The 23640-nt window shown below is 29.3% G+C and carries 36 protein-coding genes; 6 read left to right on the top strand and 30 right to left on the bottom strand.

The genetic code is table 11. From position 1 onward, the window contains the following. Positions 1 to 776 precede the first annotated feature (776 nt). On the top strand, positions 777 to 1475 hold the full coding sequence (locus ACXKY9_RS29030) for a response regulator transcription factor (RefSeq protein WP_012008606.1): 699 nt from the start codon (positions 777 to 779) through the stop codon (positions 1473 to 1475). Positions 1476 to 1586: 111 nt separating this feature from the next. Here the strand turns inward: ACXKY9_RS29030 and ACXKY9_RS29025 are convergent, their stop codons facing one another. The 12 genes from ACXKY9_RS29025 to ACXKY9_RS28970 all read right to left on the bottom strand — a co-directional run bounded on the left by ACXKY9_RS29025 (position 1587) and on the right by ACXKY9_RS28970 (position 7989). After that, positions 1587 to 2231 (bottom strand): hypothetical protein, encoded by a 645-nt coding sequence (locus ACXKY9_RS29025; protein WP_012008605.1) that lies wholly within the window; start codon positions 2229 to 2231, stop codon positions 1587 to 1589. A gap of 145 nt (positions 2232 to 2376) precedes the next feature. Next, entirely contained in the window at positions 2377 to 2559 is a 183-nt protein-coding gene (locus tag ACXKY9_RS29020) for a hypothetical protein (protein ID WP_012008604.1), read from the bottom strand. Positions 2560 to 2586: 27 nt separating this feature from the next. Next, on the bottom strand, positions 2587 to 3048 hold the full coding sequence (locus ACXKY9_RS29015; RefSeq protein WP_000995822.1) for a hypothetical protein: 462 nt from the start codon (positions 3046 to 3048) through the stop codon (positions 2587 to 2589). Continuing rightward, positions 3045 to 3359 carry an ArsR/SmtB family transcription factor gene (locus ACXKY9_RS29010; RefSeq protein ID WP_000217377.1) on the bottom strand — a complete coding sequence of 105 codons (315 nt, stop codon included), beginning with the start codon at positions 3357 to 3359 and terminating at the stop codon, positions 3045 to 3047. The genes ACXKY9_RS29015 and ACXKY9_RS29010 overlap by 4 nt, the downstream gene beginning before the upstream one ends. A gap of 81 nt (positions 3360 to 3440) precedes the next feature. After that, on the bottom strand, positions 3441 to 3833 hold the full coding sequence (locus ACXKY9_RS29005; RefSeq protein WP_000856065.1) for a hypothetical protein: 393 nt from the start codon (positions 3831 to 3833) through the stop codon (positions 3441 to 3443). A gap of 1118 nt (positions 3834 to 4951) precedes the next feature. Next, positions 4952 to 5245, bottom strand: coding sequence for a hypothetical protein (locus ACXKY9_RS29000; RefSeq protein WP_012008603.1), 294 nt, complete (start codon positions 5243 to 5245; stop codon positions 4952 to 4954). 58 nt (positions 5246 to 5303) lie between these two features. After that, positions 5304 to 5627, bottom strand: coding sequence for a hypothetical protein (locus ACXKY9_RS28995; RefSeq protein WP_040120061.1), 324 nt, complete (start codon positions 5625 to 5627; stop codon positions 5304 to 5306). Positions 5628 to 5787: 160 nt separating this feature from the next. After that, positions 5788 to 6159, bottom strand: coding sequence for a hypothetical protein (locus ACXKY9_RS28990; RefSeq protein ID WP_012008601.1), 372 nt, complete (start codon positions 6157 to 6159; stop codon positions 5788 to 5790). An 82-nt stretch (positions 6160 to 6241) separates the two neighbouring features. Continuing rightward, complete coding sequence (locus ACXKY9_RS28985; RefSeq protein WP_012008600.1) at positions 6242 to 6616, bottom strand: hypothetical protein; 375 nt, start codon at positions 6614 to 6616, stop codon at positions 6242 to 6244. Positions 6617 to 6662: 46 nt separating this feature from the next. Next, the gene (locus tag ACXKY9_RS28980) at positions 6663 to 7277 is read right to left on the bottom strand and encodes a hypothetical protein (RefSeq protein WP_012008599.1); all 615 of its coding nucleotides are present in this window, start codon (positions 7275 to 7277) and stop codon (positions 6663 to 6665) included. A 66-nt stretch (positions 7278 to 7343) separates the two neighbouring features. After that, positions 7344 to 7613 carry a hypothetical protein gene (locus ACXKY9_RS28975; RefSeq protein ID WP_012008598.1) on the bottom strand — a complete coding sequence of 90 codons (270 nt, stop codon included), beginning with the start codon at positions 7611 to 7613 and terminating at the stop codon, positions 7344 to 7346. Between the two features lie 43 nt (positions 7614 to 7656). After that, positions 7657 to 7989, bottom strand: a complete 333-nt coding sequence (locus ACXKY9_RS28970) for a hypothetical protein (protein WP_001004369.1) — start codon at positions 7987 to 7989, stop codon at positions 7657 to 7659. A gap of 232 nt (positions 7990 to 8221) precedes the next feature. Between ACXKY9_RS28970 and hfq the strand changes: the two genes are divergently transcribed. After that, complete coding sequence (gene hfq, locus ACXKY9_RS28965; RefSeq protein ID WP_000651963.1) at positions 8222 to 8407, top strand: RNA chaperone Hfq; 186 nt, start codon at positions 8222 to 8224, stop codon at positions 8405 to 8407. 674 nt (positions 8408 to 9081) lie between these two features. Here the strand turns inward: hfq and ACXKY9_RS28960 are convergent. The 18 genes from ACXKY9_RS28960 to ACXKY9_RS28875 form a co-directional block, all read right to left on the bottom strand. Continuing rightward, a complete protein-coding gene (locus tag ACXKY9_RS28960) occupies positions 9082 to 9216 on the bottom strand; it encodes a hypothetical protein (protein WP_000751784.1) in 135 nt (44 codons plus the stop codon). Then, positions 9213 to 10325, bottom strand: coding sequence for a response regulator aspartate phosphatase (locus ACXKY9_RS28955; protein ID WP_000287770.1), 1113 nt, complete (start codon positions 10323 to 10325; stop codon positions 9213 to 9215). Before ACXKY9_RS28955 ends, ACXKY9_RS28960 begins: the two co-directional genes overlap by 4 nt. Positions 10326 to 10542: 217 nt before the next feature. Further along, positions 10543 to 11235 carry a type IV secretory system conjugative DNA transfer family protein gene (locus ACXKY9_RS28950; RefSeq protein ID WP_012008597.1) on the bottom strand — a complete coding sequence of 231 codons (693 nt, stop codon included), beginning with the start codon at positions 11233 to 11235 and terminating at the stop codon, positions 10543 to 10545. 14 nt (positions 11236 to 11249) lie between these two features. Then, positions 11250 to 11624, bottom strand: coding sequence for a hypothetical protein (locus ACXKY9_RS28945; RefSeq protein WP_000946495.1), 375 nt, complete (start codon positions 11622 to 11624; stop codon positions 11250 to 11252). A gap of 47 nt (positions 11625 to 11671) precedes the next feature. Further along, the gene (locus tag ACXKY9_RS28940) at positions 11672 to 14326 is read right to left on the bottom strand and encodes a type IA DNA topoisomerase (protein ID WP_012008596.1); all 2655 of its coding nucleotides are present in this window, start codon (positions 14324 to 14326) and stop codon (positions 11672 to 11674) included. A 552-nt stretch (positions 14327 to 14878) separates the two neighbouring features. Next, positions 14879 to 15805: a tyrosine-type recombinase/integrase gene (locus ACXKY9_RS28935; RefSeq protein WP_000432938.1), complete on the bottom strand. Its 927-nt coding sequence runs from the start codon at positions 15803 to 15805 to the stop codon at positions 14879 to 14881. A gap of 147 nt (positions 15806 to 15952) precedes the next feature. Next, positions 15953 to 16513: a DUF3967 domain-containing protein gene (locus ACXKY9_RS28930; protein WP_000003058.1), complete on the bottom strand. Its 561-nt coding sequence runs from the start codon at positions 16511 to 16513 to the stop codon at positions 15953 to 15955. Between the two features lie 116 nt (positions 16514 to 16629). After that, on the bottom strand, positions 16630 to 17076 hold the full coding sequence (locus ACXKY9_RS28925; protein ID WP_000282021.1) for a hypothetical protein: 447 nt from the start codon (positions 17074 to 17076) through the stop codon (positions 16630 to 16632). 2 nt (positions 17077 to 17078) lie between these two features. Beyond that, entirely contained in the window at positions 17079 to 17780 is a 702-nt protein-coding gene (locus ACXKY9_RS28920; protein WP_012008594.1) for a hypothetical protein, read from the bottom strand. 6 nt (positions 17781 to 17786) lie between these two features. Further along, positions 17787 to 18422: a Fic/DOC family protein gene (locus ACXKY9_RS28915; protein ID WP_012008593.1), complete on the bottom strand. Its 636-nt coding sequence runs from the start codon at positions 18420 to 18422 to the stop codon at positions 17787 to 17789. Beyond that, positions 18412 to 18597 (bottom strand): antitoxin VbhA family protein, encoded by a 186-nt coding sequence (locus tag ACXKY9_RS28910; RefSeq protein WP_001293227.1) that lies wholly within the window; start codon positions 18595 to 18597, stop codon positions 18412 to 18414. The genes ACXKY9_RS28915 and ACXKY9_RS28910 overlap by 11 nt, the downstream gene beginning before the upstream one ends. Positions 18598 to 18643: 46 nt before the next feature. Continuing rightward, a complete protein-coding gene (locus ACXKY9_RS28905) occupies positions 18644 to 19039 on the bottom strand; it encodes a hypothetical protein (RefSeq protein ID WP_012008592.1) in 396 nt (131 codons plus the stop codon). Between the two features lie 44 nt (positions 19040 to 19083). Beyond that, positions 19084 to 19560, bottom strand: a complete 477-nt coding sequence (locus tag ACXKY9_RS28900; protein WP_016097278.1) for a hypothetical protein — start codon at positions 19558 to 19560, stop codon at positions 19084 to 19086. Next, positions 19560 to 19766 carry a hypothetical protein gene (locus ACXKY9_RS28895; protein ID WP_000913426.1) on the bottom strand — a complete coding sequence of 69 codons (207 nt, stop codon included), beginning with the start codon at positions 19764 to 19766 and terminating at the stop codon, positions 19560 to 19562. Before ACXKY9_RS28895 ends, ACXKY9_RS28900 begins: the two co-directional genes overlap by 1 nt. A gap of 311 nt (positions 19767 to 20077) precedes the next feature. Then, positions 20078 to 20323: a hypothetical protein gene (locus tag ACXKY9_RS28890; RefSeq protein ID WP_016097280.1), complete on the bottom strand. Its 246-nt coding sequence runs from the start codon at positions 20321 to 20323 to the stop codon at positions 20078 to 20080. Between the two features lie 3 nt (positions 20324 to 20326). Then, the gene (locus ACXKY9_RS28885) at positions 20327 to 20491 is read right to left on the bottom strand and encodes a hypothetical protein (protein WP_012008589.1); all 165 of its coding nucleotides are present in this window, start codon (positions 20489 to 20491) and stop codon (positions 20327 to 20329) included. After that, positions 20481 to 20645, bottom strand: coding sequence for a hypothetical protein (locus tag ACXKY9_RS28880; protein ID WP_012008588.1), 165 nt, complete (start codon positions 20643 to 20645; stop codon positions 20481 to 20483). The genes ACXKY9_RS28885 and ACXKY9_RS28880 overlap by 11 nt, the downstream gene beginning before the upstream one ends. 533 nt (positions 20646 to 21178) lie before the next feature. Continuing rightward, positions 21179 to 21385, bottom strand: a complete 207-nt coding sequence (locus tag ACXKY9_RS28875) for a hypothetical protein (protein WP_016097282.1) — start codon at positions 21383 to 21385, stop codon at positions 21179 to 21181. 160 nt (positions 21386 to 21545) lie between these two features. On the opposite strand from ACXKY9_RS28875, the gene ACXKY9_RS28870 reads away from it, so the two are divergent. From ACXKY9_RS28870 to ACXKY9_RS28855, 4 genes are all read left to right on the top strand, one after another. Beyond that, entirely contained in the window at positions 21546 to 21833 is a 288-nt protein-coding gene (locus ACXKY9_RS28870; protein ID WP_016097283.1) for a hypothetical protein, read from the top strand. Positions 21834 to 21849: 16 nt separating this feature from the next. Beyond that, entirely contained in the window at positions 21850 to 22218 is a 369-nt protein-coding gene (locus ACXKY9_RS28865) for a hypothetical protein (protein WP_016097284.1), read from the top strand. A gap of 2 nt (positions 22219 to 22220) precedes the next feature. Then, the gene (locus ACXKY9_RS28860) at positions 22221 to 22730 is read left to right on the top strand and encodes a hypothetical protein (protein ID WP_000118032.1); all 510 of its coding nucleotides are present in this window, start codon (positions 22221 to 22223) and stop codon (positions 22728 to 22730) included. Between the two features lie 96 nt (positions 22731 to 22826). Beyond that, positions 22827 to 23561, top strand: coding sequence for a hypothetical protein (locus ACXKY9_RS28855; protein WP_012008625.1), 735 nt, complete (start codon positions 22827 to 22829; stop codon positions 23559 to 23561). Positions 23562 to 23640: the final 79 nt, after the last annotated feature.

Here is a 23640-nt window from a genome sequence, read left to right as displayed (position 1 = left end):
TAAATTTCTACTCCTTTTGGAACAACAAAAAAGTGTTGTTCTCTGCTTTTTTTACAGCAGTAAACAACACTCGATAGCCTTCGAATATCTAATATTTAGAATACACTTTATTCGCAAAAAATTATAGAATCATATTTTAAATATACTTTACACACAAAATAAAACATGATATTATGATGATGTAAATATGCGAATTGTAGTGCTCGACTTTTAGCGGGGTTGCTCACTACTATGATGGATGATGCGGGAAACATCATCCTTTTTTATTTGTCTTTTTTTATATTTTTTTATTTATATATGTATTTATTATCTTTATTTTAAATATAAACAACCAATTCGGGAAATAAATTGGTAGAATATTTATCTTCGATACTAATAATACTAAAATATCATCTAAATTACAATACGTATACTTCACCATTATACCTAAAATAGAACTTTTTAACTACCATAACATCTTTTTATATAGTTATTTTTACCTATTAAATAAATCGACTATCCCTCCAAATTTAGTTGTTTTTCATCAAAATACCCCCATATACCTACTTATATCCTTTCAAAACTCTTTATTCTTGCATTTTCCACAAAATCTCAGTATTTTTTATCTTATTACTATTATAGGATTATAGTTGTACGAATAGAATATAGTACTAATTCAGTTTTATTCTTTTTCAATATTCAAAAAATTAAATTCCACTCAAAACGTGTTAATATTTATATGGGTCTAATAACTTTTCTATTGTTATTTAAAAGCATAAAAGGAGGGATATAAGGATATGGAACCTACAAACATTCCTTATAACAGTAATATTATCATTTGGAGTGATCAACCAATATACAGGGCTGGGCTAAAACAAATATTAGAAGCCAAGTTAGATCGAAAAATCCAGGATGTATCTACTTATAATGAATTAGAATCTACTTTACTAGAAAAAGGACTAGATAATGTATCACATATATTACTTATAGACTACGAAACGATTGAAGGAAGAAACTTTTTACTATCTAGTTTAAAGGATAATTACTCATTAAAAATAATTGCATTATCAAACAAAAGCCTACAAGAAGATGTATTTAGTGCAATGGATGAATATGATATAGACGTTTATTTGCTTAAAAATATTGAGATTAATAAATTAATGTGTGTACTAGAAACTATTGAAGATCCAGGAGTTGCCTTCTTCCACACTGATTTTACTTCTTCGAAGTTAGATAATACAAAAGATAATTTAGATCGCTTAAAAATTTACGAGCATAACACTGGAAGACCTGATGGTTTACTAACTAATAAAGAGTGGGACATTTTAGAAGGACTAGGTAAAGGGTATTCTAATCAACAATTAACGGAAACATTTGAACTAAGTGATAAAACAATAAAAAATCATGTTTCAAGTATACTAAAAAAATTAGAAGTAAAAGATAGACTTAATGCCGTTTTAAAAGCATTAAAAAAAGGTTGGATTAAAATAGATTAAGTGGATTAGGGGAATTAATCCCCCCCCTCTAAAATTTTTAATTGGTTATCGCTTATTCAGATGTAATAAACCTGGATATTATTTTATATAGAACATTTATTTGACCTACACTTACATATTTAGAGATGCATTAAATCCTTGTGATAATTGGTTTATTGCATCTCTTAAAATGTGTGCACGTTTAACATTTTCCCCAAATTCCTCTGCAATTTCATCCAAGATTAAAAAGGTTGTTGCATCCAAGGTAATAGGAATTAATTCTGATTCAGTACGTAATCGTTTCTTTAATTCTTTAGCTGTTATATGTGGGCCACTGTATTCCTGTACAATAAACTCTTCTATAGTTTTATTTCTTTCATAACTATCTATATATTTAGCTAAATTATTTATTGTGCCAGCTTCAACGTGCAGCAACGTCCTTTTTCGTTCTGGCTTTGGAAATTTTATATGTCTATATTTATTGATGAATTGTTCAAACACATCTCTCATAATAGCTGATCGATTCACGTCTTTTTTAGCGTTTAATCCGCTTTCATTTGCTATTTTGACCATTTCATCTAATTTATTAATACTGCGTTTATCCATTCTTATTTGATAAGCTTCACCTTCACCTTCAAATGCGTTAACTATTTTAGAAGGAATATACTCCTTTTTTAAAAACTTACAGATTGTATGTGCCCGTAAAGTCTCAGGAACAATTTCCGTAAAATCATTTATTTGATCAATATAAATATTAAATGACATTTGTGTTTTCATTTGATACCACCTCTTTTTGCCAAATCTATCCAGTTAAATGTTAAAAAAATTCCTGGATGTTTTAATCCAGGATAAAATAACAAACTATAAGAAAAAAAGCTTAAACCATCAATCATAGTAGCATAATAACAAACTGAAGACAATACTATATCAACTTAACCTCAATAGTATCATTACTTTCTCTTTCTTTTTCAAATTCATCAGAAGCTTTATTCCATGCTTCTTTAATATCTTTGGCGAAAAATGTAATTGAACGAACCTCTCGACCTGCTTTGTTTGTTTCAGGATTATATTTCTTTAAAATTGCTTTATATGTTAATTTATTCATTATATTCACCTTCTATAATTACTGAAACTACAAGGATACACATCTAGACAACAATTCCCTACTTCTTTTCTGACTTGACTTAAAACATTGGCTATATAGTTCATTTAAATATTTATCAGTAATTCTTTCAGGAAAATAGCCTTGTATTTCTATAAGTAAATTTTCAATTATCCAAGTTCTCTTTTTCCAAAATCTATATAATTCCTTTTTTTCTTTAATTACATGTTTTGTACTATCCGTATCATGATTAGCTTGAACTAACGATGAATATGAATCTGATTTCTTTTTTCGCATAATTTTTAAACATACTATTAGATCGTATGTATGATACTTTCTTAATACCTCTATAGGCTGTACAGCATCATTTTCATCTACATATCTTTTTATTTTTTTAGGACCTATTGTACATTCTATAAAATTGTGCTTACAAAAAGAACATGTACCACATAAATTAATATCTATATATGTATTGCAATATCTACAATTCATTTTCCCCCATGCTCCTTTTTTTCACATAAAGTTCGAACTATATTTTGTGCAGTTACATTAGTAACAAAATAGTAAACTTCCAGTCCTTTTCTATCAGATCCTAACACCTTTCCCCTCATTTTTGATAGATGTTGTGATACCGTTGATTGCGGGATATGTAATAACTCCACTAATTGTGTTACATTACATTTTTTATGTCGCATTAAAACATCGACTATTTGTAGTCTTACCGGATGCGCTAAAATTTTTAGCATATCTATATTTTCCTCAGTTATTAATTTTTGTTTCATTTGATTTTGAAGCACTGTCATTAGAATTTCTCCTTTATTATTTATTTATCGTTTTAACATTTTTTGATTCTTATATATTAAAATAATGTTTTTTATTTATTTCTAAACACAATCAGTATTTATATGATTAGGTTCATTACAATTATTTTTATGTACAATCATCTTATTTTGTTTAGAATGTTTCATTTGATCCCACATGTATTGAAGGACTTTATCAGTTATATTAGAAGGAAAATAACCTTGTCTTTCTATTAAAATATTTTCAATTACATACATTCGCCTAGTCCAGTCATTAAAAACAAGTAACTCTTTTTCAGCATTTTTTTCAAATTCAATGTCCTGCTTTGCTGCTTTTAAAAATATCTCATACCCCATATATAAAAGTTCTCTTTTTTCTCTTATCTCTTTTAATAAAATGTATAAATCAAAACTATGATATGTTTTTAATATTTCTACTGATTGCATCGCATGCTCTTCGAAAATATTAGTTTTCATTTTTTGAAAGTTAAACCTTTCTCCCTTATCACTTACTAGGCGAAGACAACCTGTATTTTTATCTCTAAGATCCGCACCACAAAAATCACATTTTGGTAGTAGAACTCCATTTCTTATTTTTTGTTCACTTGCACAATACGGACATATTGGATACTTCACTTAAATTCACCATCCCATTATAATGATATACTGATTTTTATATTTCAATTGACTTTAGAACCTTTAAATTCTCTTCCTTACACATATAATTATATCACATTGGTATATGTTATTCAATAAAATATATGTATTATTTATCGTTTTTATGAATAAACAATAAATAATACAAAAGCATATAACTATTTTCAAGTTAAAAGAAACCACTAGCATTTGAGTAGCGAACAACTTACGTTCTTCTAAAGAACAGCTATTAAAAATGGTAGAACACGTTCTCGAACATATTCCACCATTTCAAAACAAACTAGCTTATAAACTAGTTGACTTGATATATCTTATTTGAAAATTCTTTAAGGATATGTTTAATAAACATGGTGACAAGCTATACAAAGATAAGACATGTACACTAGAGCATTGTCAACGGTACCGGACTGACCATAGCAAAGCGACGGGAGGGAGGATAAGGAGTTGACAATTTCACTACACCAATACCCTCTTGGCATTGCCAAAACCTTTCGTTTTGGCCTGCCTACCGGCGAGGGTAGCTCCCCCGATGTAACGGGGGCTGGGGGGATAATAAACAGCTATCCAACGGGCTACCGTTGGCTGGGTTTGGGCGAGTAGCCCATTAATTTTTGTTCCACTCTAACAATTAGTTTAAAAACGCAATTTAAGGCTCCTATCTCTCCCTTTATCACATTTCGGAATCCATTTAAATAAAAAGTACAGAAAAGATATAATTAATCTCTAAACCCATGTTTGGGCCCTTATTTTCAATCCACTTAGTTACTCAACAAATTTCCTTTGACTATCTGCTTTATTTAGCAAGCTTTAGCTTGCTACTTTGATAAAAACACGGTGCATCCGTGTTTTTCATTTTTAAATTGGCTCGATGCCAACCTTTCAAATAAAAAGAAGCGGCTCCTATTGAGCCGCTTCTTTCCTGGCGTATAAATTATTATTTATAATAAAGTTTTACTTGATTTAATATCGTCCCTTTTTTTATCAAGTTGATGAATTATTGTAAGAAGTATAAGAAAGTTACAAACACTAATCATTCCTAACCCCAAAAATATAATTTGTAAAAGGAATTTTAAAAAAACTTCTATTCCCATAAGCCCAAATAAATCAGCAAAAAAAGAAAAATATTCTATAACTATTCCCAATATAAGTACTAATGCTATAGTAAGGATCGTTTGTCTAAGGCTTGATTTCCTCTTCTTTTCCAACATTTCTACTTCATGTATCTTATCCATCAAAACACACCCTTTTTTATATTTATATAACCCTTAATCCATATAAATAAATTTATAATCAAAATTCTTCTTTACGTATTTGTTTTTCATTAGCATTAACTATCAATCCAACTATGCCTAGTATAAAACAAAAACCAAAGACTCCTATTATAATTCCTTTAACACCTGCATTATTATATATTTCATTAACAAGCTGACCTGTAGTTTCTAAAAATTTATATAATAAAAATAAGAAAAACAATGTAAGTGGAAAAGCTCCAAATACAATTCCCACTATCTTTGTGTAACGTATTCCTATGTAAAATAAGAGTAATAAGATTAATATAACTATAAGACTAAACAAACCAATTAAAAAATCCCCCATATTCATTACACCTTTCATAGTATTTAGTATTTTTATTTCCTGTTGCAACCAACTGGATCTCAAAGATATAATTTGTTCTCCAGTTGGCCATTCTAACAGGTTTCTAATATGTTGACATTTTAAAATTTGTATATTATAAGAGCTTTTTAGATTTATATAATGATATTCAAATTATTATTTATAAAATATTAGGGATTAGCTCTCTTATAATAGACTTATACTTTTTAAGTAGTTCTTCTAGTTCCTTAATTTTTTGTGAATCCTTTTCTTCTTGCATTTCATTCTTGATTTGTATATAGCTTCTTATTAGTTCATCCTGAATCGGCGAATCATCATTATTTTCATTAACTTTATAAAATAATTCAAGAATTTTTTGTGAATCTTCTTCTTGTAAAACCAATTTAACTTCAATTTTGAAATTTAATTGATTGGTTTTTAAAGCTTCTTTGTTCATTACCATAATAAAAGTATTGGCGCACCCAACATCTTTAAAAGCAATTCTCCCAGCTTCTCCTTCTAGTGTATTTACTATAACTTTTACTTTTCTCATAAAAAGTCCTCCATTTTTTAAATTACAACTTCTTATTATATCTATTTGGTATATCTTAAAGTCAAAGATTTTTGATTTTCTTTTATTTTATTGCAATTAACTTTTCTTGCTTACGCTTCCATACTGTAATTGTTAGAATTACCCAAACGATTATATTTACTATTAGAACTAATGTTAAAACAAAATGGAAATTCAATTTTATATTGATATAGAACAATAGTGTTGTCCAACAAATGGCACAATGTACCGTAGGAACAAATAATGTTTCATTTTTTTCTCCTTTTCCAGTAATTGCTTTATGGAATAATTTTGTACAACTATTTATAATGGTAGGAAAAATAAGGAAATACATTCCTGCTTTTTCAAATAAAGTTGCATCCTTTGCATAAGTTAGTGATATATAGCTACCTAATAAGCCGCCTATTAAAATACTTGTAATATATATAAACTTTTTCATCTTATTTTCTCCTTTTATCCCCCTTCTTAAAGAAGGAGGGATTCTATTATGAAAAGAACTTCGTACAAATATCTCTATAATTCACTTTAAAAAAATTCCCTTTAAAGAATGTGTATATTTCTGTAAAGAACATATCTTCAATTTTCATTAAATGAGGTTCTATTGCATCCCAAACACGTTCTACTTTAAACATCTTAAAATCCTTTAACATATCAAAATCTGTTTGTTCTATCACTTCTCTAACTGATAACCCATCAACAAAAACACCCTTATATACAGATAAATCGTTTTTTATAATTGGATATAAATGTTCTAACTGTTCATTATGGCCCACATAATAAGCCTCTACATAATTTCTTGCTATTCTTATTGTACCCAGGTCACATTTCTTCAATATTTCTTCAATAGTGGGAATCGCTCCAAATGGATTATCAGCTGAATACTTAATGTATCCCTTATATATTTTCACTTCATTTGACTTTGAATATGAATTAACTACTCCACCATTTTGTTTATTTTTCACATATACTATTTCTCTTTCAAATTTACAAATGTACAGATATCCCGCTAAATGTTCGAATTCTACATAAAAATCATTATGGCGAATTTCTACTGTTGCTGTAACAGCTCTACGTTTAAATGCTACGTTTATTTGGTTCATATATATGGCCTCTTTTTTTCTTAATGATTTGTTATTTTGTTTGTTATTTTTTATCTCTATATTTATCTATATCTTTTTAGGTCTAATCGTAACTTGTATAAAATCTGTTCCATTTAGTTCTTGTACTAAAAATGATAAATTATGTTCTCTTTCTTTTAACTCATCATTTATAACCTCTCTATAATCAACCTCGATCCCTTTATCTTGTAAATCAAAGATTTCATCTTTAGCATAATCAAAAGCTTCTTTAAATGTAGTAAATACTTCCGCATATACTTTCCTTCCTTTTTGACTAACACTAAGATTGTATGAAATTGCAACAACGAATATATTCATTTCTGTCTTCCGTTATATCGGTTTGGTATATGTTAGAGGTAAACTATAATACACTTTTAAAAAGTGCTTTATTTTCACTATAAAATAATGATGATCTAACTATCTCATGGCGGTTATAACCTAATTCCCCTGCTATATTAATTATGCCCTGCCTTGTTTTAATAATTTTATCCTTTTGTTCTTGTGTCAGTGCTTCACCTAATAAAAATGTTAAACTTGTAACAGCATTTAAAAAACATTTATACTGGTTTTTTGTAAGATCCATATTATTTGAATCCACTTTAGTTGTAGCTTCTTCCTCAAATGCTTTCACATATCTTTTTGGTGATTCTAAAATAATAAGATTTGTTTCTTTAACAATTGATAATTCATTCATAGTTATTCAATCCTTTCAATTTTTCTCTTTCCCTTACATATATAATTATAGCATATTACCCCTCAAAAATACAGTATTATTTATCGTTTTTATATAAAAACGATAAATAATAACACAAAAATGATTCAGTTTAATATTTCATGTTTTAATTCTTAGTGGCCATAGTAAGAATTAAACGATAGAATTTTATTTATATTGTAAATATTACTAGAATGGGGGATATAATACTGAAATGAAAGATATTCAAAATGAATTATATGAGCAATTAAAATTAGCAAAAAAAGAAATTACACTGTTTTTAATTAGTGGTGTGCGTATGACAGGACGAATTGTAGGTGTAGACAAATTTACTATCCTTATGATCGTTAATGGAAAACAACAACTTATCTATAAACAAGCTGTATCTACTATTGTTTAATCCTATTAACGATCCAATAGGCTAACGTTTGTTTGTTATTGGGCAAATAGCCCAATGGGGTATTTGTTTTTTCTTTTAAAAAAATACCTGGTATTATCCTTCCCGTTGGGAATTATTTTTCCCGACGGGGTGCGAAGCTTAACAGCAAGCCCAGAGCTCGTCTGTCAAGGGAAGTGGGAGAGGCTATACGATTACTAGTCTTTTGTTAGTTGAGTTGGGATACGAGGAAGCATGACGAGTAGGTCATACGAAACTCAAAAGCAGTAAGAGTTGGGCTATTCCGCTTCTTGTCTTGCCCTTGACAGATGAGCTCCCCACCTAGATTTTGAGCGTGAAGGGTTCGGGGGTCCCACACGTTCAAAGTCAGGTGGGAATGGGCTTGCTATACCAGGTACTTTTTTTGCCAGGCACTAGCCTGGCTTCCTTTAAGGGGTTTAGGTTTTGTTTTTCGGGTTTTACGCTCCGTCCACCTTGTTAAGCGAAACTCAGGAACGTACAGATTGTAAAAAAGATTAGCTGCAGCTGCCAGCTAATCTTTTTTCTACAATCTGTAGTTATCGAGTTGAGTAAAGGTGGAGCGGTGGCTTACGGAATGTAGGCAGCTGCCGTACATCCCGTGCCATGAGCCCTAATTAAGTAGCAATAAAGTCATTTCCTTTCCCTCTGAAAAATTATTATCCTCCATAGTCGCCTTCGGATGCAGCAACCTTAGTCTGAATAAACTTTTGAACCTCTCCTGGATTAGATAGACCTATTGTAAAAGTTAAAATCGTAACGATTCCCATTAAACCAATTAATGTTTTCTTCATTTTAATGCCTCCTTATCAAATGCTTTCTTTCTAGCCTGTAAACCCAAATGAAAATACTTACTCGCTTTAGAATGTCCGTCTTCTTCATAAAATTTGGTTGCTAGCGCTTCATAATATTCCTGGACATTATAATATAGTTCTTCTCTTTCAAAATATTTAATCCCTTCCAATGCTACCCGTTCGAATTGTTCAGCAGGTGAATTATTGTTCATTTCTCTTAAAATTAAATTACGATTTTTATATTCTTCCTGGTGTAAATCATTACAAATTTCTAGGCCTTTTTCTATTAATACACTTGCTAACTCTGTTTGATTTAATTTAAAGTGCTCCTTTGCCTTAACATATATTGCTTTATAATGTTTAGGGGACTTTTCGACAACTTCAGATAGGTAACGAATAGCTAAGACTGATAGGTTTTGAGTCGCATACATCCAGCCTAAGTTGTGTCGGATCATTATAATAAACTTTTCTTCACCAATCTTTTGAAATTGACTCATAGCAGCAGTATAATGTTCTTCAGCAAGTTCCCACTCTTTAAGATATGTACAAGATAGACCTAAAATATTGTCACAAAAGGCAACATTTATTTCGTATCCTGAATAGTGAATATACATATCTTTAGCTTTAGTTGCATATTTAATAGATAAAAGAGCTTGCTGGATATCATAATGATATGTTGCTAATTTATAATAAAATTCTGCTTTCTCTAATTCGTCTGGAACATATTCTAAAAAAGTTTCAGCTTTTTCATAGTGTTCTTTTGCTTCAATATAATTTCCTAATTCGTTTGAGTGAATGCCTTTAAAGAAGTTATAATAATATGCTAGAAAGTTATCTCCTGGAGCTTCAAAAGAATTAATTTTTTCAAAACTATCTTTTGATATACCTAAATTGTCTATTAAGTAGTTGTATCGGAAATCCAATAAAGAATAATACAACAATAAATTTTGATCTTGTAACGCTTCTTCTTTTTCATTTTTTAATTTTTGAATTTTAATATCTATTTTCTCTTTTAGACGTTGGGCATTGCCTATACGTCTAGCTCTCATTTCTATATACCAAGTATTTAACAATTCCATAACCTTCTCATTACTGGTTGCTGTATACATAAAATCCCTCCTCATCTCATCCCTTTACTACATAGTAACAAAAACAAAATTAAGTAAGTTTATTATAAATATTTCTAAAAAATATACATAATTTTCAGTTTTTATAAATTAAATTATTTAGCTGATTTACCTATTATATAGTGACTCACATAAAAAAAAGATAGCATTTGCTATCTCTCTTTTACTTGTATGTTAATAATAAAAAATCTTATACTCTTTACATTTTATAAGCCATTGCTTTTTCAACAATCTTTGGAGGTTTATTTGATAATAAAACTAACGCTTTATTATCAGGCATATACATCATTTCTACGGATGTAACGAGGTTATTAGATGCTTTACTAAAGTACTCTGCATCGCCTATATCCATAATTCCAAATACGAATATTTTTGAAAAACAATTCTTAACCACTTCAATACATTCTTTATAAGAATATTCCATAATAGTTACACTAATTTTTTTACTCCGTCCAGTATTGAGGATTTTTAGTAACTCTTTATTCTCAGGATCATGTCTAAGAAAATCTTTTATAAAAATGTGTATTCCAGAGTTTGTACTTTCTTCTAGAATCATTCGAAATAACTCTCCCATTTTTTCGTTTCCATTTTTAGTTCTAAATTCCTGGTTTAATGTAAAAGCTCCCTGCTGAATATAGAATATATATTTTTGATTATTTTTATCTGTTAGTAGTTGCTGCAATTTTATATATAGTTCTTCATCAAATACATCGTATTTAAAGACTAGATATCCTTGTTCCTGTTTTTGTTTATTTGTATACTCATATGAGTTATTTACGTTATTATCAAATACAATTAAGCTCTTTTTTTGTTCCAATAGTAAACTTGGGATAAAATATTCTCTTCTTACACCAAATTTACTAGGACTGACTATGAAAGTATTATTATTCATTCCTTTGCCCCCTATTACTTAGTTACTATATGCTTCCCCTTATGGACTTCAAAGTAATAAGATTCCAAATTGAACATATTGAATCCAGATTCTTTAGATAAATATTGTATTGCTTCATCCCATGAAACTGCTTCAAAATCTGTAGCTGAAATAATGGGATTCCATACTTTGCATAATCTAAACTGGTATCTATCAATATCATCTTTGTTTATAATAATTGAATCATTTATTACTAGTTTTTCTTTATCTAACTTTGCCTGGTGAAGAGAAGTGTTATTTTCCAATTTTTCAGCTTCTTCTTTTGTTTGATAATTTGTATCTATGACTATTTCAACTTCTAGGTTACCAATATGGTATCCTATCGAAGTACAATAACTAGATCTCAACATTTTTCAAACTCCCTTTATCTAGCAATATGAAAATATAAACTGGTATCCTATTTCTCAAAAATACATGTTAACCGCTTTTGTGCTACGCTATATGATAATCGGGCATCAAATTCTTTACCTGTTTTATTAGATTTGAGACCTTTTATCATATCTGTTAAGTTCTTTTCTAATAATTTTTTTATATGGTTATTTGTAATATTTTTACCTAGATATGTTCCGTTAATCTTAAAATCACATGTTTTATTATAGTGTTCACATTTATAATTTGTTGTTCCTACAAGTACCCTGCTTCTACAAAGTGGACATTTACCTAATGTACGATCATCTATTGTAGGAAATATAAATGTTGGCTTACCATCCTTTAATTGTAGTGCAGCCGTATATTCTCCCTTTTCAGATTGAAATCCATTGATAAAATCTGTTTTTTGCCCACTAAACAATTTTTTTATTTGTGCTTTAGGAATGAGTTTTCCCTTTAATTTAATAGGAAAGGAATAATCACAACCATTTTTATAATCACTGCATCCATAAAATTTTTCTTTTGAAAGAATTTTACCCTTCTGACATTTTGGACATCTGCCTAATGATAATTCATCTATTGTAGGGAGTGCTAATCGCACCCTTCCTTCATGAAAGGCTAGATATGCATCAAATTTCCCCTTCTCTGATTCAAACCCTTTAATTAAATCTGTTTTTTTATCTTTAAAAAGTTTTTTTATTTGTTCTTCTGGAATATTCTTTCCCTTTATCTTTTTAGGAATAGACATTTCACAATTTGGATAAGTACTACATCCATAGAATTTTCCTTTGTTAATGATTTTTCCCTTTTTACATGTACAAGTGCATATTTCTATTTGTTTATTATGGGTATTTACCATTCTAATTGCCACATTACTATCTATATTCCCTAACTGTTCAACTACCTTTTCTACAAACGAATTTGTTTGCAAGACAAATTCGTTATAGTCCATTTCTTTATTTTCAATGGATGTAATCATACCTTCTAATTCCGCTGTATACTCAGGGTTTTTTACCTGTTCTACTGGGAAAGTGTCTACAAATGCTCTTCCAATCTCAGTCGTACTAATTTTTCCATTTTCAATAGCAATATATCCTCTATTTTCTAAGGTTGGGATGAATTTAGCTTCTGTTGCTACAGTCCCAATACGTTTTCCTTTCATTAATTCTTTCAAGTTTTGATCCTCTAATTTCTTTCCGGCTGACTCCATAAAAGTTAACATTGTACTTTCCGTATGTAATGCTGGTTTTTTAGATTTAGATGTTATTAATTCATGATTAACAATTAATAAACGATCATTTTCACTTAGCATTGGGATTTTAAATTCTTTTACGTCGTCGTCTTCTTCATCCTCTTGGAATACACTTAAAAACCCTTTTTCCTGTAAAAGTCTTTCCTTTGATACATATTCATTACCTTCTTGATCAACAAAGGATGCTTCACGCACAAGATATATAGCAGGCGGCATAAAATTGCTAATAAATCGTTTTACAATAAGTTCGTATAGTTTTTGCTCTAGTTCATTTTTATTTGCACCATCATATTTTTTAGTCGTAGGAATAACAGCATAATGACTATTAACTAATTCATCATTAAATGATGAATGTTTCTCAGAAACCGTTGAAATATCAATCATGTTTGCAAATTCTTTATAGTTAGATTCTTCTAGAACAGTGATTATTTCTTTTACTTTATTAACTTGTTCCCTTGGTAAATGTCTTGATGATGATCTAGGATAAGAAATAAATCCTTCCTCATATAGATGTTGAATATGTTTATTAGCGACTTCAGGACTGATCTTTAGTTTTGCTAAAGCATCCTTGTAAATATCCGTTAAATTATATAGTGATTTAGATTGTTTTTTTCTTTCCTTTTCACTAAATTCTTTTACGACTAACTGTGTATCTTTAATTCTAGTTGCTAATTGTATTAATGGAGCTGAGTCTAAAATTTGTTCTTCAGTTTTCATTACAGCTGTGCATCCTGGAGCTGTTAAGACTTTTAAATTATAAGAAGTTTGTTCCTTATAATTTTGTCTAGCTATTTCACGTTGGCGTATTTCATTAAGTAAGCACATTTGTACTCGTCCAGAACTTAATAAAAATTGATTATTAGCTAGTTTAGTTGTACATCCCCTGGTTATATTGATTCCAAGGGCATAATCTAAATACTGCCTTGCATTTGCTGCCGATGCTAACGCATCAAACTCTTCTCCTGGTAACAAGTTATTTAGCGCTGCCTCTAGTTCTGCTGGCTCATATGATGCTGTGAATATCCTTTTTTCATTTTTATCTACGCCTGCATAGCTATAAACTTCACGATAGATTAATTCTCCTTCCTTGTCCTTATCACATGAGTTAACCACTAAATCAACATCTTCTCTATTTAATAGTTCTACTAAGATATTCAGTTGTTCTTCAGTTTCTTCTATAACTTTAAGATGTGGTTCTAGAAGAATTGGCAAATGTTCAAAATCAAATTCTTTATACTTACTATCAATTTCTTCTGGATATTTTAATCTTAATAAATGGCCCTGGCACCAACTTACAATATAGTCCTCATTTTCAAAATAACCATAGTAAGGCATTGTGCCATTTACCTTTTTTAAATTTTTGAAACGTGGAGATTTTAATAGTTTCTGTGCTACTTTATATTTTTCTGCAATAAATAATGTTTTTCCCATCAATTTACCTCCTAAAAATTACTTATAATCCATTACTGGATGTTCATATAAACTAATAAACCAATAATCAACCAAAATGGAGCAACTAGTTTTAAACCATTGAAACATCCTCTAAAAAAAGCACCGTCATACATTATAAATTTCTCTCACTTGTAAAATATCTCTCAATTAAATTACTCCTTTTCAAAAAAATAAATTTAGATTTAGATATTCTAAGCTATTTGCAAAATAGAGTTCTTTAAAGAACTACGTTAGGTATATTATACCATATAAAAATTAATTAATTAGGTATTTTTATCTATAAAATTAGGTGTTAATAAATTATTCATGTTCATCTTCACTTATATTTATAATTAGCTTGTATAAAATACAACTCAAATATCCTACCGATGCAATAAGTATAAAACTGTCTACAAGAAAATTACCGGTCATTTTTCCACCTTCATTTCTTCCCCCGTGATAATTTAAAGGTTTCTTGCTTTTAATTTATTTTACTTAAAAGGTTGTAGTACTGAAATATTTCCAAGTACTACAACCTTTTAAGTAGAGAAACTATTTTGTATACTTTCCAGAGGCTAACTTTTCTACAGCTTCTTGTTTTTCTTGCTGGCCAGCTGTAACATAAATTTTGGTTGTATTTATATCCGTATGTCCCATCAATTCAGCTACATATGAAATTGGAATACCTTTTTGTACTAAATCATGGCCAAAAGTATGTCTAAGTACATGCGGTGTTAGTTCCTCCAATCCCGTATGCTTACGAATTGTCTTAAAGATATTTTCTATTCCTACAACTGATAGTGGACCATTTTTTTGAGAGACAAAAAGATATTCTGTTTGATTTTCTTTAAAAGCTTGATGTATTTGTCTATGTTCTTTCCATTTATTAATGCTATTGACTACATCTGAATTCATAGGAATCTTTCTGGCTTTTCCACCTTTTCCATCCCGTACAGAAATAAAACCATCTTCAATATCGTCTAGTTTTAATTTGGATACCTCACTGACTCTTAATCCAGCCTGTAACATTATATTAACTATTGCCAAATTCCTATAGTTTTTCCAAGGATTTTTCTTAATTAATTCAACATCCTCTAGGTACCTCATAAGCCTATTTTTAGAAATACGATCAAGCCATTTAGCATCATTTTTATTTTGAATTTTAGGTTGTTTTACCATTGCACCTAGATTTGTCTGCGTTCTATTCGTTTCATATAAAAATTTAAAATATGGTTTTACTCGACCAATTTTTGTAGAAACTGTAGAAACTGATAATTGTTTTCCACTATTTGTTTTTGCAACTTCCATTAGAAATTGTTTCCACTCTTGAAGATCCATAGGTGTAATCGACTCTCCCTGGAATACAACCCCATTTGTATCTTCATACCACTGAATAAACTCTTTTAATGTAGTTTCATATTGCTTAATTGTATTCTCTCTTTTTCCTTGTTCTTTCAACCAAATTATATAATTTTCCATAAAACAATCACCTAACATTACCTTTCCCTAAAGGTATCACCTTCATTTATTCTCTATTTATAATCTGCTAATAACTACATGAATACTCTTTTATATGTAGTTAAATAATGAATTCGTTTAATTCTCCAACACTTATCTTACCGTTTGTTAAGTATTTCTAAACAACCTGCTAAAAAAGCCTTTCCTTTTTTGCTCACTAGCTGCTATTAATTTTTTTGTTTCTTGCATTTCTCTTATATTTTGTAAGAGTAAATTATCTCGTTCTTCTGCCCTTTTTTCCCGTTCGTTCATCCGTTCTTCAAAGTATTTATGCTGTTCTTCAAGTTTTTTTAAAAGTGCTTTATTAAAATCTTCTTGCTGTTTTTGTTGTTCTAATATCTGTTCTAGCTTTTGAACTTCTATATTTATGGTCTGTAGATAGTTTCCAGGGCGTTCCTCTTCAGGAACGCCCATTGTTCTTTCTTCAGGATTCATACCTGCTACTAATATTTGTGCTGCTACTTCTAAATTTATACTTTTTTCTTGTACAAGTTCTTTCATTCGTTTCAAAACAATAATATCTTTATCAACAAAAGCCCTACTATTATTTCGGCCACGAATAAATATATATTTTTGATTTTCTAGAGCAATACACCACTTTCTCAGTGTACTATCCCCAATTTGTAATAGCTCAGAGATCTCTTTACTCCAATATCCCTGTTCGCTCATGTGTTCTTCTCCCTTCTCTTACTGTTCTTATTATACATGTTCTCTAAGGAACATGTTTTTCCTTTTAGTAAGAAAAAGTGAAGAATTTCATTTTAATCCTCTCTACTTTAAAAACCTTATTTACAATAATGTAAAAAATATGTTGCAGCCACATGATTTTCAATAGGAACTTGTTCTGTTCCTTCCATATTATACTTATATTCATTGCCTTTCACATCAAAAATTTTATAGCTTCTTTTCCCCTCTTTGATTCCTTCAATAGTAATAAAAATATGCTTTTTAAAGGCATAAATGAGAAGATTATTATTCTCTTCTGCTTCTATACTTATCATTCCTATTTTGTTTACATCCGTATCCTCTAAAAATTGTTCTAAAAAAGAAAGCAGCTTAGTTATATACTTTCTATTTTTCTCTTTAGTCATTTTAAATATAAGTGAATCCCCTTCAAAATTCACATAATCATCCATCGTTCCAAAGTCGCCAAGCTTCTTTGCTATAGCAGTCGTGTCCTTATGTGATAATTTTCTATTTAAATGCATGTTAATTTCTACCGTCATATACATATTTATTTTCCCTCTCTTGATAAACGTTGATTATCTTCAGCAATTTTTATACAAAAACTTAATCGTTTGTGCCATGTTTCAAATTTAATACAAGGTACATACTGGCTGATTTCTCTTAGTACATTAATTAGTTCTTCACTCGAAATCTCTTCGCAACTCTTTGATACAATATAATCCTTGCTACTATTTTGAGTATCTATTATGCTGGCAATTTTCTCTTTTATATTGTGAACATTATCTAATTCATTATCCAAACAATTTAAGGATTCATAAATTAATTCATGTAGATATTTTTGAAGAATTCTTTCTCTAAGCTCTGTTAGTTGTTCAGATTGAAATCTTATTTTTTCATGCTCTGGATGATATAATGTGAGATACTCTGAAAACATCTCTTTAGATGTAGAATACATTATCCCTAAATCATAATTTATAATAGCTGGTATAGATTCATTACGATTAGATAAAGGAATTAAGACATCTAAGTCTTTAAGCGTTTTCTCCCATTCCCCTAAATCTTCTTTCGAAATTTCACCCACATAAAATTTTTCACACTTACTTTTCGATATATCGCTGCCTTTATATAATCTCCTTAGATAGAACCAATTGCTAATATAATTACTTATTTTTTTTAGAAAGAAACATATCAACATTCCTATGCCGATCCAAATTAAGATTTTATTTAGACTAAAATAGTCTAATTGCATATAGATTTATCCCCTTTCCAAACTTTTATTTTGGTTTCTAATCAATGTTTTTTCAGGGTTCTTTTGTATTGGTGTTATCACTGACTTAATAAGATTTTCGAGTTCTTTTGTGTTTACATGAGATTTAATCATCGCATCCATCATTTCTCTTTTTGAAACCCTATTCCATTCAATTTTATAATCAGCATTTTTGGCCAATGTTCTAGTGAATTCACGTTGGCTCCTACCATTTCCTTCTCGGAAAGGATGTAGTACATTTATTTCTGCTAGATAATGGGCTGCTCTTTCAGAAAACTTTTCCGGACTCATAACCTTCAAGTAATTTTCTTGTTTTAGTTGACCAAATAGTTCTTTTGCCCCTGATTCAATGAATCTAGCATCACCAAAAGAGAAGAAATCTTTTGCTATATTTTCTTGTCGTATTTGGCCAGCAAATTCATAAATGTCTTCGAAAATATGTTTATGTATCTTTTTAAGATGATCAAGATCAAAATTACCCTGGATTGGCTTAATTTCTAATTCTGCGATTTTGGCCGTAGTTATCAATTTTTCTAATTCTTCTAATTCCGCTTGATCCTTAATACCAAATTTATTTTTTAAAACATCTGTGCCATCGTATGTGTAAAGAGATTTATTTACCATGTTTTCTAGCACGCTCCCTCGCAATTTTAATAAATGTTTCTTTTGTGATTTCTTTTTTTAGATAAGCGGTAATTAGTTTTTCATCAGAATCTGTAAATCTAAAGCCTTCAATCTCCATAGATCCTTTTGCATTTTCATAAGCTTGCTTAATACGTTTGTTATATAATTCACTCATATTATTATTCCTTTCTGATTTGAAAATCATTTTTTGATATAACCCTTTATAATTCCTCTGGTTTTAATAAAATCTTCACTTTATTTTTAAGAGCAATTTCCAAGCCGAAATTACTATAGTTTTCTTCAAGAAAGTGTTGAAAAGTGTCATATACACTCCTTTTCCATATAGTGTTGCCAATCATCGGTTTAATTTTGTCATCGAGCTTCGTTAAAACATCCATTAGATTATTTCCATTAGCAACAGGGAGCCAAGAACCTTCATTCTGGAAATAAAACCCTAATTCCGTACTTAGCATCCCTTCACCATCTATAATCTCTCTTATTTTATACATATGGTTTGGATGAGGTGTAACTATAGCCCATATCCCCCTACTATATCTATCATCCCAACATAGTAAATTCCAATCATTCTTTGTTATTAATTCTGGTATCGCATCCATTTTATAGCCTCCTATTGTAGAAAAAATTATAAACAATTCAAATTTTATTGAGCTGTTAGTAATCCGCCTTCTGGATTTAATAAAGGTTCTATTACAACTCCACCATCAAATCCTGCATTTCGAGCTACTTTTAAATATTGAACTTTTGTTTCTTCATCAGTGATAATAAAAGTATAATCATCTATTTCTTTTGTGGAAAAACGATTGTCTTTCACTTCGTTACCTACATATGGTTTACCATTTGCTTGATACAAAGGTACAATATCTAATCCACCATCAAATCCTTCATTTCGAGCTACTTTTAAATATTGAACTTTTGTTTGTTTATCAATTAAGACAAGTGTATAACTATCAAGCTCTATTGCCTTGAATCTTGAATTTGAATAATCGCTTTCTTTTGGTAATTGTGATGAATTTTGTACTGTTGATTCTTTATTAGATATGTTAAAACTAGAGCATCCTCCTACCATAGAAAGTGCTATAACACATGACAATTTCATAAAAAACTTTCTATTTTTCATTAAATAATCCCCTTTTGTACAAATTTTACCCTTTGGAGATATTTAGCTAAGAAACACCCACTAAATTCTTCTAAAAAAACTAAGTTTTGCGTGTATACACCTTCACCTCTTACGAATTCATCAGTTGTACAAGTCCAAATTTTACCGTCATAGTGTTGCGCTTCTCCGCATGTATGCATCACTACTTTATCGCCTTTTTTCAACATCTCTCATTCCCCTTTTCTACAAAATTCAAATTTCATAAAATTAGTAAACAACATTTGTATAAATAACTTATTTTATAAAATGAAGAAATAAAAGCAAAATTAGACACGTAAGCATTCCTGGTAATGCCAACTTCAATAAATCAGGTAATTCCTTTTCAAAATAAAGAAAAATTACATTTACTAACAAGCATAGCATTATGAATAGAAATACAAATGCCATAAAAATAATTGGCACTAATAAAAATGAATTCATTTCATTTCTCCTTTCTACAAAATTCAAATTTGATTAACGTAGATATTCCTCTATTCCTTTATTCAACATCTTCATCCGAAGAAATTAGTTTTACTTTACACTTAACATCTAACTCTTTTAATTGCTCTTCTACAAGAAATAAATTCATTTTAGATGTTCTATGTCTAAGTATTATGTCTTTACGCTTTTCAAAACAATCGTTACAGCAATAAAGTCCATCCATAAGTTTTGCTGATTCTATTAAAATAGACTTGTCACAACAAAAACAACGGATGGGTTTATCTGAATTCTCACGTTCTCTCATTATCTACATCACCTTTTTAATAAGATTTCTAAACTCCCTGGTTAAAGAACAAATAGCTTTAAATTCTTTTTGTTCCTCTTGTAGCTTATCTTGTAATAAAGAAATATCATCAATAGATGTAATGATTTTTTCTTTGTTATATATTATTTCCTTATTATCATCTTTCATTTTTCACTTTATCCTCCATCCATTTTGCTAAATCGCTTAGGTTAATTTCTTCTCGTTTAATACCTGTTTCTGCAATATAAGGTTCGACAACAAGTTTGTTCAATTCACTATTTAGATTTTGACCATCTTTAATCATTTCAAAAATTACCTGCATTTGTTTCTCTCCCTTTGAACAAATTAATCAATTTATATATTAGATTAATGTAAATTAATATATAAATTGAAAGACTTTAGTCATGTATTAATTCTTTTACAAACTACATTAACTAATTATACCTTTAACTTCTTTCTAAAACTAATTTGTTATTTATCGTTTTTATAATTCTATTATACATTGTTATTTATCGTTTTTCAATAGAATTCCAGATAAAAACGATAAATAATAAATATTATTTATCGTTTTTATCTGGAATTCCAAAGGGTTATAACTATTGTAAATACTCGCATATAAGATCCTTATATTACACATTGTATAGACGTTATATGTCCTAAAGGTACTATCATTGCTAGCATTGTACCATTTTCTGTACAATATAAATTTTGACTGTCTACATGCAATGGATAAACATTATAATTACCATTTATTGTGAATATATTGATTTGTCTACTTAAGTACCCTTGAAAATATTCTGGACCTACAAGCCTTTGACTGTACTCTAAATTTTGCATATCCAAACTCCTTTCTAATTACAAACAAGTATATTTAGTAATTTGAGTTTGAGTAAATTTCTCACTAACCATAAGTCCTAAAGAATTTGTACAAATTACCTCTATACTTTGATCATTATTTACTTTCGTTATATACACTGTTAACGGATTAGGATAACTTGCTCCTACATTATGTTCAATTATAATTGGTTTACTTACGTAATGGTATAATGAGTAAATGTCCATATTTAGTGCCCCCTTTTATCATTCCTTCATAATATATGCCTACAGAAAAAATTAATGCTTTAACCAAAAAAGCCAATTAATTCGATGAAATGGAATATTTTTATATTATTATTTATAATATATTTATATGTTGCAAATACATTTTAGAAAGGATGATTCTATGAAACATATTAAATCTACACTACCAATTCAATTATTTGAAAAAAAATATTTTAATATTGTAGTCGCTGGAAGAACAATGGCCACAATAGAAATATTATGTTTCGATGAAAATGAGTATGCTGCACAAGCTAAAATTATTGAAACTAATAAAGAAGTTAGTACAGCTGTTTGTAATCCCTCTTGTTTTGAAACATTAGATGATGCCCTACAAGAAATTGTAAGTTTAATTGATGAAGAAATTAAAGATAATGATTGGGTAAAAAAAACCATAATAAATACAAAATAATTTGGAGGAACTATATATGGAAAACAAAGCACTATTAGATGAAATTGAACAGCTAAAACAACAAGTTGCACATTTAACATTTAAGCAAAATTTATTATTTACCAATGGAAGTGTAGAACGATTAGTATTTGATTACGATCTCACTCAAATACAATTCACACAAATAATGGATCTTATGGACGAATACAGAAAAATGATTGGTGAAGGTAAACAAGTGTCTCATCATGAGTTTGAAATGCAAATAAATGCTATTGTGCCTGATCACGGTTATCATTTTGCTGAAGCTATTACTTATGCTTTTTGGGAAAACAAGCGTTGGGAAGAAGTGTTTAACGAGCTTTATAGAGGTATGGAAAAATACAAATATGTTAAGAGAGAGATTTAGTAATGTCTGTATGGGATATTGTAAGTAATACTAATAATGCAGTTAGTATAGTTAGTAGTGCCATTGCTATTGGTTCTGCTGCATGGGGTACATTTAGCAGTAAAAGAGCCTCAACAGCAGCTAATACAGCAAGTGCTCTTCTAGATAAGTTAAATGATCATAAAAAAAGATCTGAGCTAGAAAAAATACTTCAAGTGGTCACCACTAGTATTTCTGAAATAAGGACTATTGGGAGTGAAAAATTTCGTGATATGCAAGCTCGTGGTACTAACTATCAAAGTAAGTATAGTGAGCTAGCGAAACAGATTAGGGATATATGCAATGATACTTCCACTATACATAATGATATTACAGAAAAATTACTACTTATTGAAGTAGAATTAAATGGTTTTAGCCGTCAAGAATCAGCACTCTCCCTTGATGAAGAAAATGAAATTTTAGCTAAATTAGACAAAGTTCTACAAACTGCAAAAGTTAAATATGATGAAATTGAGGGACGTTTAGCTTCATAATTTACCTGGTGTTTTATCAAATAATTGAAAAGGTAGCTGTGAATTACGGCTGCCTTTTGTTTTTAAATCAACGTTTTGAAAAAAAGGGGGGTCTTAATGGCTCAATGTATTAAACAAACAGGTCCCACTTGTGGAATTTATGCTTTTATAAATGGAATGTACCATATTAATCAGAAGAAAGATGTTTCAAAGGAACAAGCTGATAAAATGGTGTATTCATTCTTAGAGGCTAATATTGTTAAAGATGAATCAAATATTAAAACAGGAACTACTTTTGTAGGTGAATTTTTTGATTTTGAATCGTATATCTCCTTTCTTAATAAAATCAAAAATACTTTCATCTATAAAAATATCGATTATGATATTAAAATTAAAGATATTAATTATTTAGATGATATCAGTGTTATTGAGGACATACAAAAACAAAATTGTTTTGTCTTATTCAGCATTGCTACCCCTATTTCCTGGTGGAATCCGATTAAATTATACAGATTCTTAAAAAAAGGATCTATGATTTCACATTGGATTCCCCTATATGGCTATGATAATAAAAAAAATAAATTTATTGTTGCTAATAGCTCTTCTGGAAAAATTAAAGGATTTTCTTTAAAAACATTAGCTAAAAAAAATAAACGGTTAAAAAGTACTACGTTTTATTGGAAATATTATAAGCGATCTAAAAAGCGTTTTACATTTAAAAAAAATCCCATAGAGGATTTAGTGCAAGCTCAATTAAAAAGTAAGAAGGATTTTTTAGATAAAGGTATCCTCATCCCAAAGATTAACCATACATCTGGAAAAATAGTTATTGTTAAAAAAATAGAAAAATAGGGTACGTGAAATTATCGAATTATCTATACTGTTCTTATTCTTCGTTTAAATACATTTTCTGTCCTTCTAAACCAAAACC

Source organism: Bacillus sp. 2175 (assembly GCF_057812155.1).
This window is presented reverse-complemented; position numbering and strand designations above follow the sequence as displayed.

Excerpts from the sequence above, each read along its gene's own strand:
- ACXKY9_RS29030 (WP_012008606.1), top strand. The coding sequence starts at position 777 with ATGGAACCTACAAACATTCCTTATAACAGTAATATTATCATTTGGAGT.
- ACXKY9_RS29025 (WP_012008605.1), bottom strand. The coding sequence starts at position 2,231 with ATGAAAACACAAATGTCATTTAATATTTATATTGATCAAATAAATGAT.
- ACXKY9_RS29020 (WP_012008604.1), bottom strand. The coding sequence starts at position 2,559 with ATGAATAAATTAACATATAAAGCAATTTTAAAGAAATATAATCCTGAA.
- ACXKY9_RS29015 (WP_000995822.1), bottom strand. The coding sequence starts at position 3,048 with ATGAATTGTAGATATTGCAATACATATATAGATATTAATTTATGTGGT.
- ACXKY9_RS29010 (WP_000217377.1), bottom strand. The coding sequence starts at position 3,359 with ATGACAGTGCTTCAAAATCAAATGAAACAAAAATTAATAACTGAGGAA.
- ACXKY9_RS29005 (WP_000856065.1), bottom strand. The coding sequence starts at position 3,833 with ATGAAAACTAATATTTTCGAAGAGCATGCGATGCAATCAGTAGAAATA.
- ACXKY9_RS29000 (WP_012008603.1), bottom strand. The coding sequence starts at position 5,245 with ATGGATAAGATACATGAAGTAGAAATGTTGGAAAAGAAGAGGAAATCA.
- ACXKY9_RS28995 (WP_040120061.1), bottom strand. The coding sequence starts at position 5,627 with ATGAAAGGTGTAATGAATATGGGGGATTTTTTAATTGGTTTGTTTAGT.
- ACXKY9_RS28990 (WP_012008601.1), bottom strand. The coding sequence starts at position 6,159 with ATGAGAAAAGTAAAAGTTATAGTAAATACACTAGAAGGAGAAGCTGGG.
- ACXKY9_RS28985 (WP_012008600.1), bottom strand. The coding sequence starts at position 6,616 with ATGAAAAAGTTTATATATATTACAAGTATTTTAATAGGCGGCTTATTA.
- ACXKY9_RS28980 (WP_012008599.1), bottom strand. The coding sequence starts at position 7,277 with ATGAACCAAATAAACGTAGCATTTAAACGTAGAGCTGTTACAGCAACA.
- ACXKY9_RS28975 (WP_012008598.1), bottom strand. The coding sequence starts at position 7,613 with ATGAATATATTCGTTGTTGCAATTTCATACAATCTTAGTGTTAGTCAA.
- ACXKY9_RS28970 (WP_001004369.1), bottom strand. The coding sequence starts at position 7,989 with ATGAATGAATTATCAATTGTTAAAGAAACAAATCTTATTATTTTAGAA.
- hfq (WP_000651963.1), top strand. The coding sequence starts at position 8,222 with ATGAAAGATATTCAAAATGAATTATATGAGCAATTAAAATTAGCAAAA.
- ACXKY9_RS28960 (WP_000751784.1), bottom strand. The coding sequence starts at position 9,216 with ATGAAGAAAACATTAATTGGTTTAATGGGAATCGTTACGATTTTAACT.
- ACXKY9_RS28955 (WP_000287770.1), bottom strand. The coding sequence starts at position 10,325 with ATGTATACAGCAACCAGTAATGAGAAGGTTATGGAATTGTTAAATACT.
- ACXKY9_RS28950 (WP_012008597.1), bottom strand. The coding sequence starts at position 11,235 with ATGAATAATAATACTTTCATAGTCAGTCCTAGTAAATTTGGTGTAAGA.
- ACXKY9_RS28945 (WP_000946495.1), bottom strand. The coding sequence starts at position 11,624 with ATGTTGAGATCTAGTTATTGTACTTCGATAGGATACCATATTGGTAAC.
- ACXKY9_RS28940 (WP_012008596.1), bottom strand. The coding sequence starts at position 14,326 with ATGGGAAAAACATTATTTATTGCAGAAAAATATAAAGTAGCACAGAAA.
- ACXKY9_RS28935 (WP_000432938.1), bottom strand. The coding sequence starts at position 15,805 with ATGGAAAATTATATAATTTGGTTGAAAGAACAAGGAAAAAGAGAGAAT.
- ACXKY9_RS28930 (WP_000003058.1), bottom strand. The coding sequence starts at position 16,513 with ATGAGCGAACAGGGATATTGGAGTAAAGAGATCTCTGAGCTATTACAA.
- ACXKY9_RS28925 (WP_000282021.1), bottom strand. The coding sequence starts at position 17,076 with ATGTATATGACGGTAGAAATTAACATGCATTTAAATAGAAAATTATCA.
- ACXKY9_RS28920 (WP_012008594.1), bottom strand. The coding sequence starts at position 17,780 with ATGCAATTAGACTATTTTAGTCTAAATAAAATCTTAATTTGGATCGGC.
- ACXKY9_RS28915 (WP_012008593.1), bottom strand. The coding sequence starts at position 18,422 with ATGGTAAATAAATCTCTTTACACATACGATGGCACAGATGTTTTAAAA.
- ACXKY9_RS28910 (WP_001293227.1), bottom strand. The coding sequence starts at position 18,597 with ATGAGTGAATTATATAACAAACGTATTAAGCAAGCTTATGAAAATGCA.
- ACXKY9_RS28905 (WP_012008592.1), bottom strand. The coding sequence starts at position 19,039 with ATGGATGCGATACCAGAATTAATAACAAAGAATGATTGGAATTTACTA.
- ACXKY9_RS28900 (WP_016097278.1), bottom strand. The coding sequence starts at position 19,560 with ATGAAAAATAGAAAGTTTTTTATGAAATTGTCATGTGTTATAGCACTT.
- ACXKY9_RS28895 (WP_000913426.1), bottom strand. The coding sequence starts at position 19,766 with ATGTTGAAAAAAGGCGATAAAGTAGTGATGCATACATGCGGAGAAGCG.
- ACXKY9_RS28890 (WP_016097280.1), bottom strand. The coding sequence starts at position 20,323 with ATGAGAGAACGTGAGAATTCAGATAAACCCATCCGTTGTTTTTGTTGT.
- ACXKY9_RS28885 (WP_012008589.1), bottom strand. The coding sequence starts at position 20,491 with ATGAAAGATGATAATAAGGAAATAATATATAACAAAGAAAAAATCATT.
- ACXKY9_RS28880 (WP_012008588.1), bottom strand. The coding sequence starts at position 20,645 with ATGCAGGTAATTTTTGAAATGATTAAAGATGGTCAAAATCTAAATAGT.
- ACXKY9_RS28875 (WP_016097282.1), bottom strand. The coding sequence starts at position 21,385 with ATGGACATTTACTCATTATACCATTACGTAAGTAAACCAATTATAATT.
- ACXKY9_RS28870 (WP_016097283.1), top strand. The coding sequence starts at position 21,546 with ATGAAACATATTAAATCTACACTACCAATTCAATTATTTGAAAAAAAA.
- ACXKY9_RS28865 (WP_016097284.1), top strand. The coding sequence starts at position 21,850 with ATGGAAAACAAAGCACTATTAGATGAAATTGAACAGCTAAAACAACAA.
- ACXKY9_RS28860 (WP_000118032.1), top strand. The coding sequence starts at position 22,221 with ATGTCTGTATGGGATATTGTAAGTAATACTAATAATGCAGTTAGTATA.
- ACXKY9_RS28855 (WP_012008625.1), top strand. The coding sequence starts at position 22,827 with ATGGCTCAATGTATTAAACAAACAGGTCCCACTTGTGGAATTTATGCT.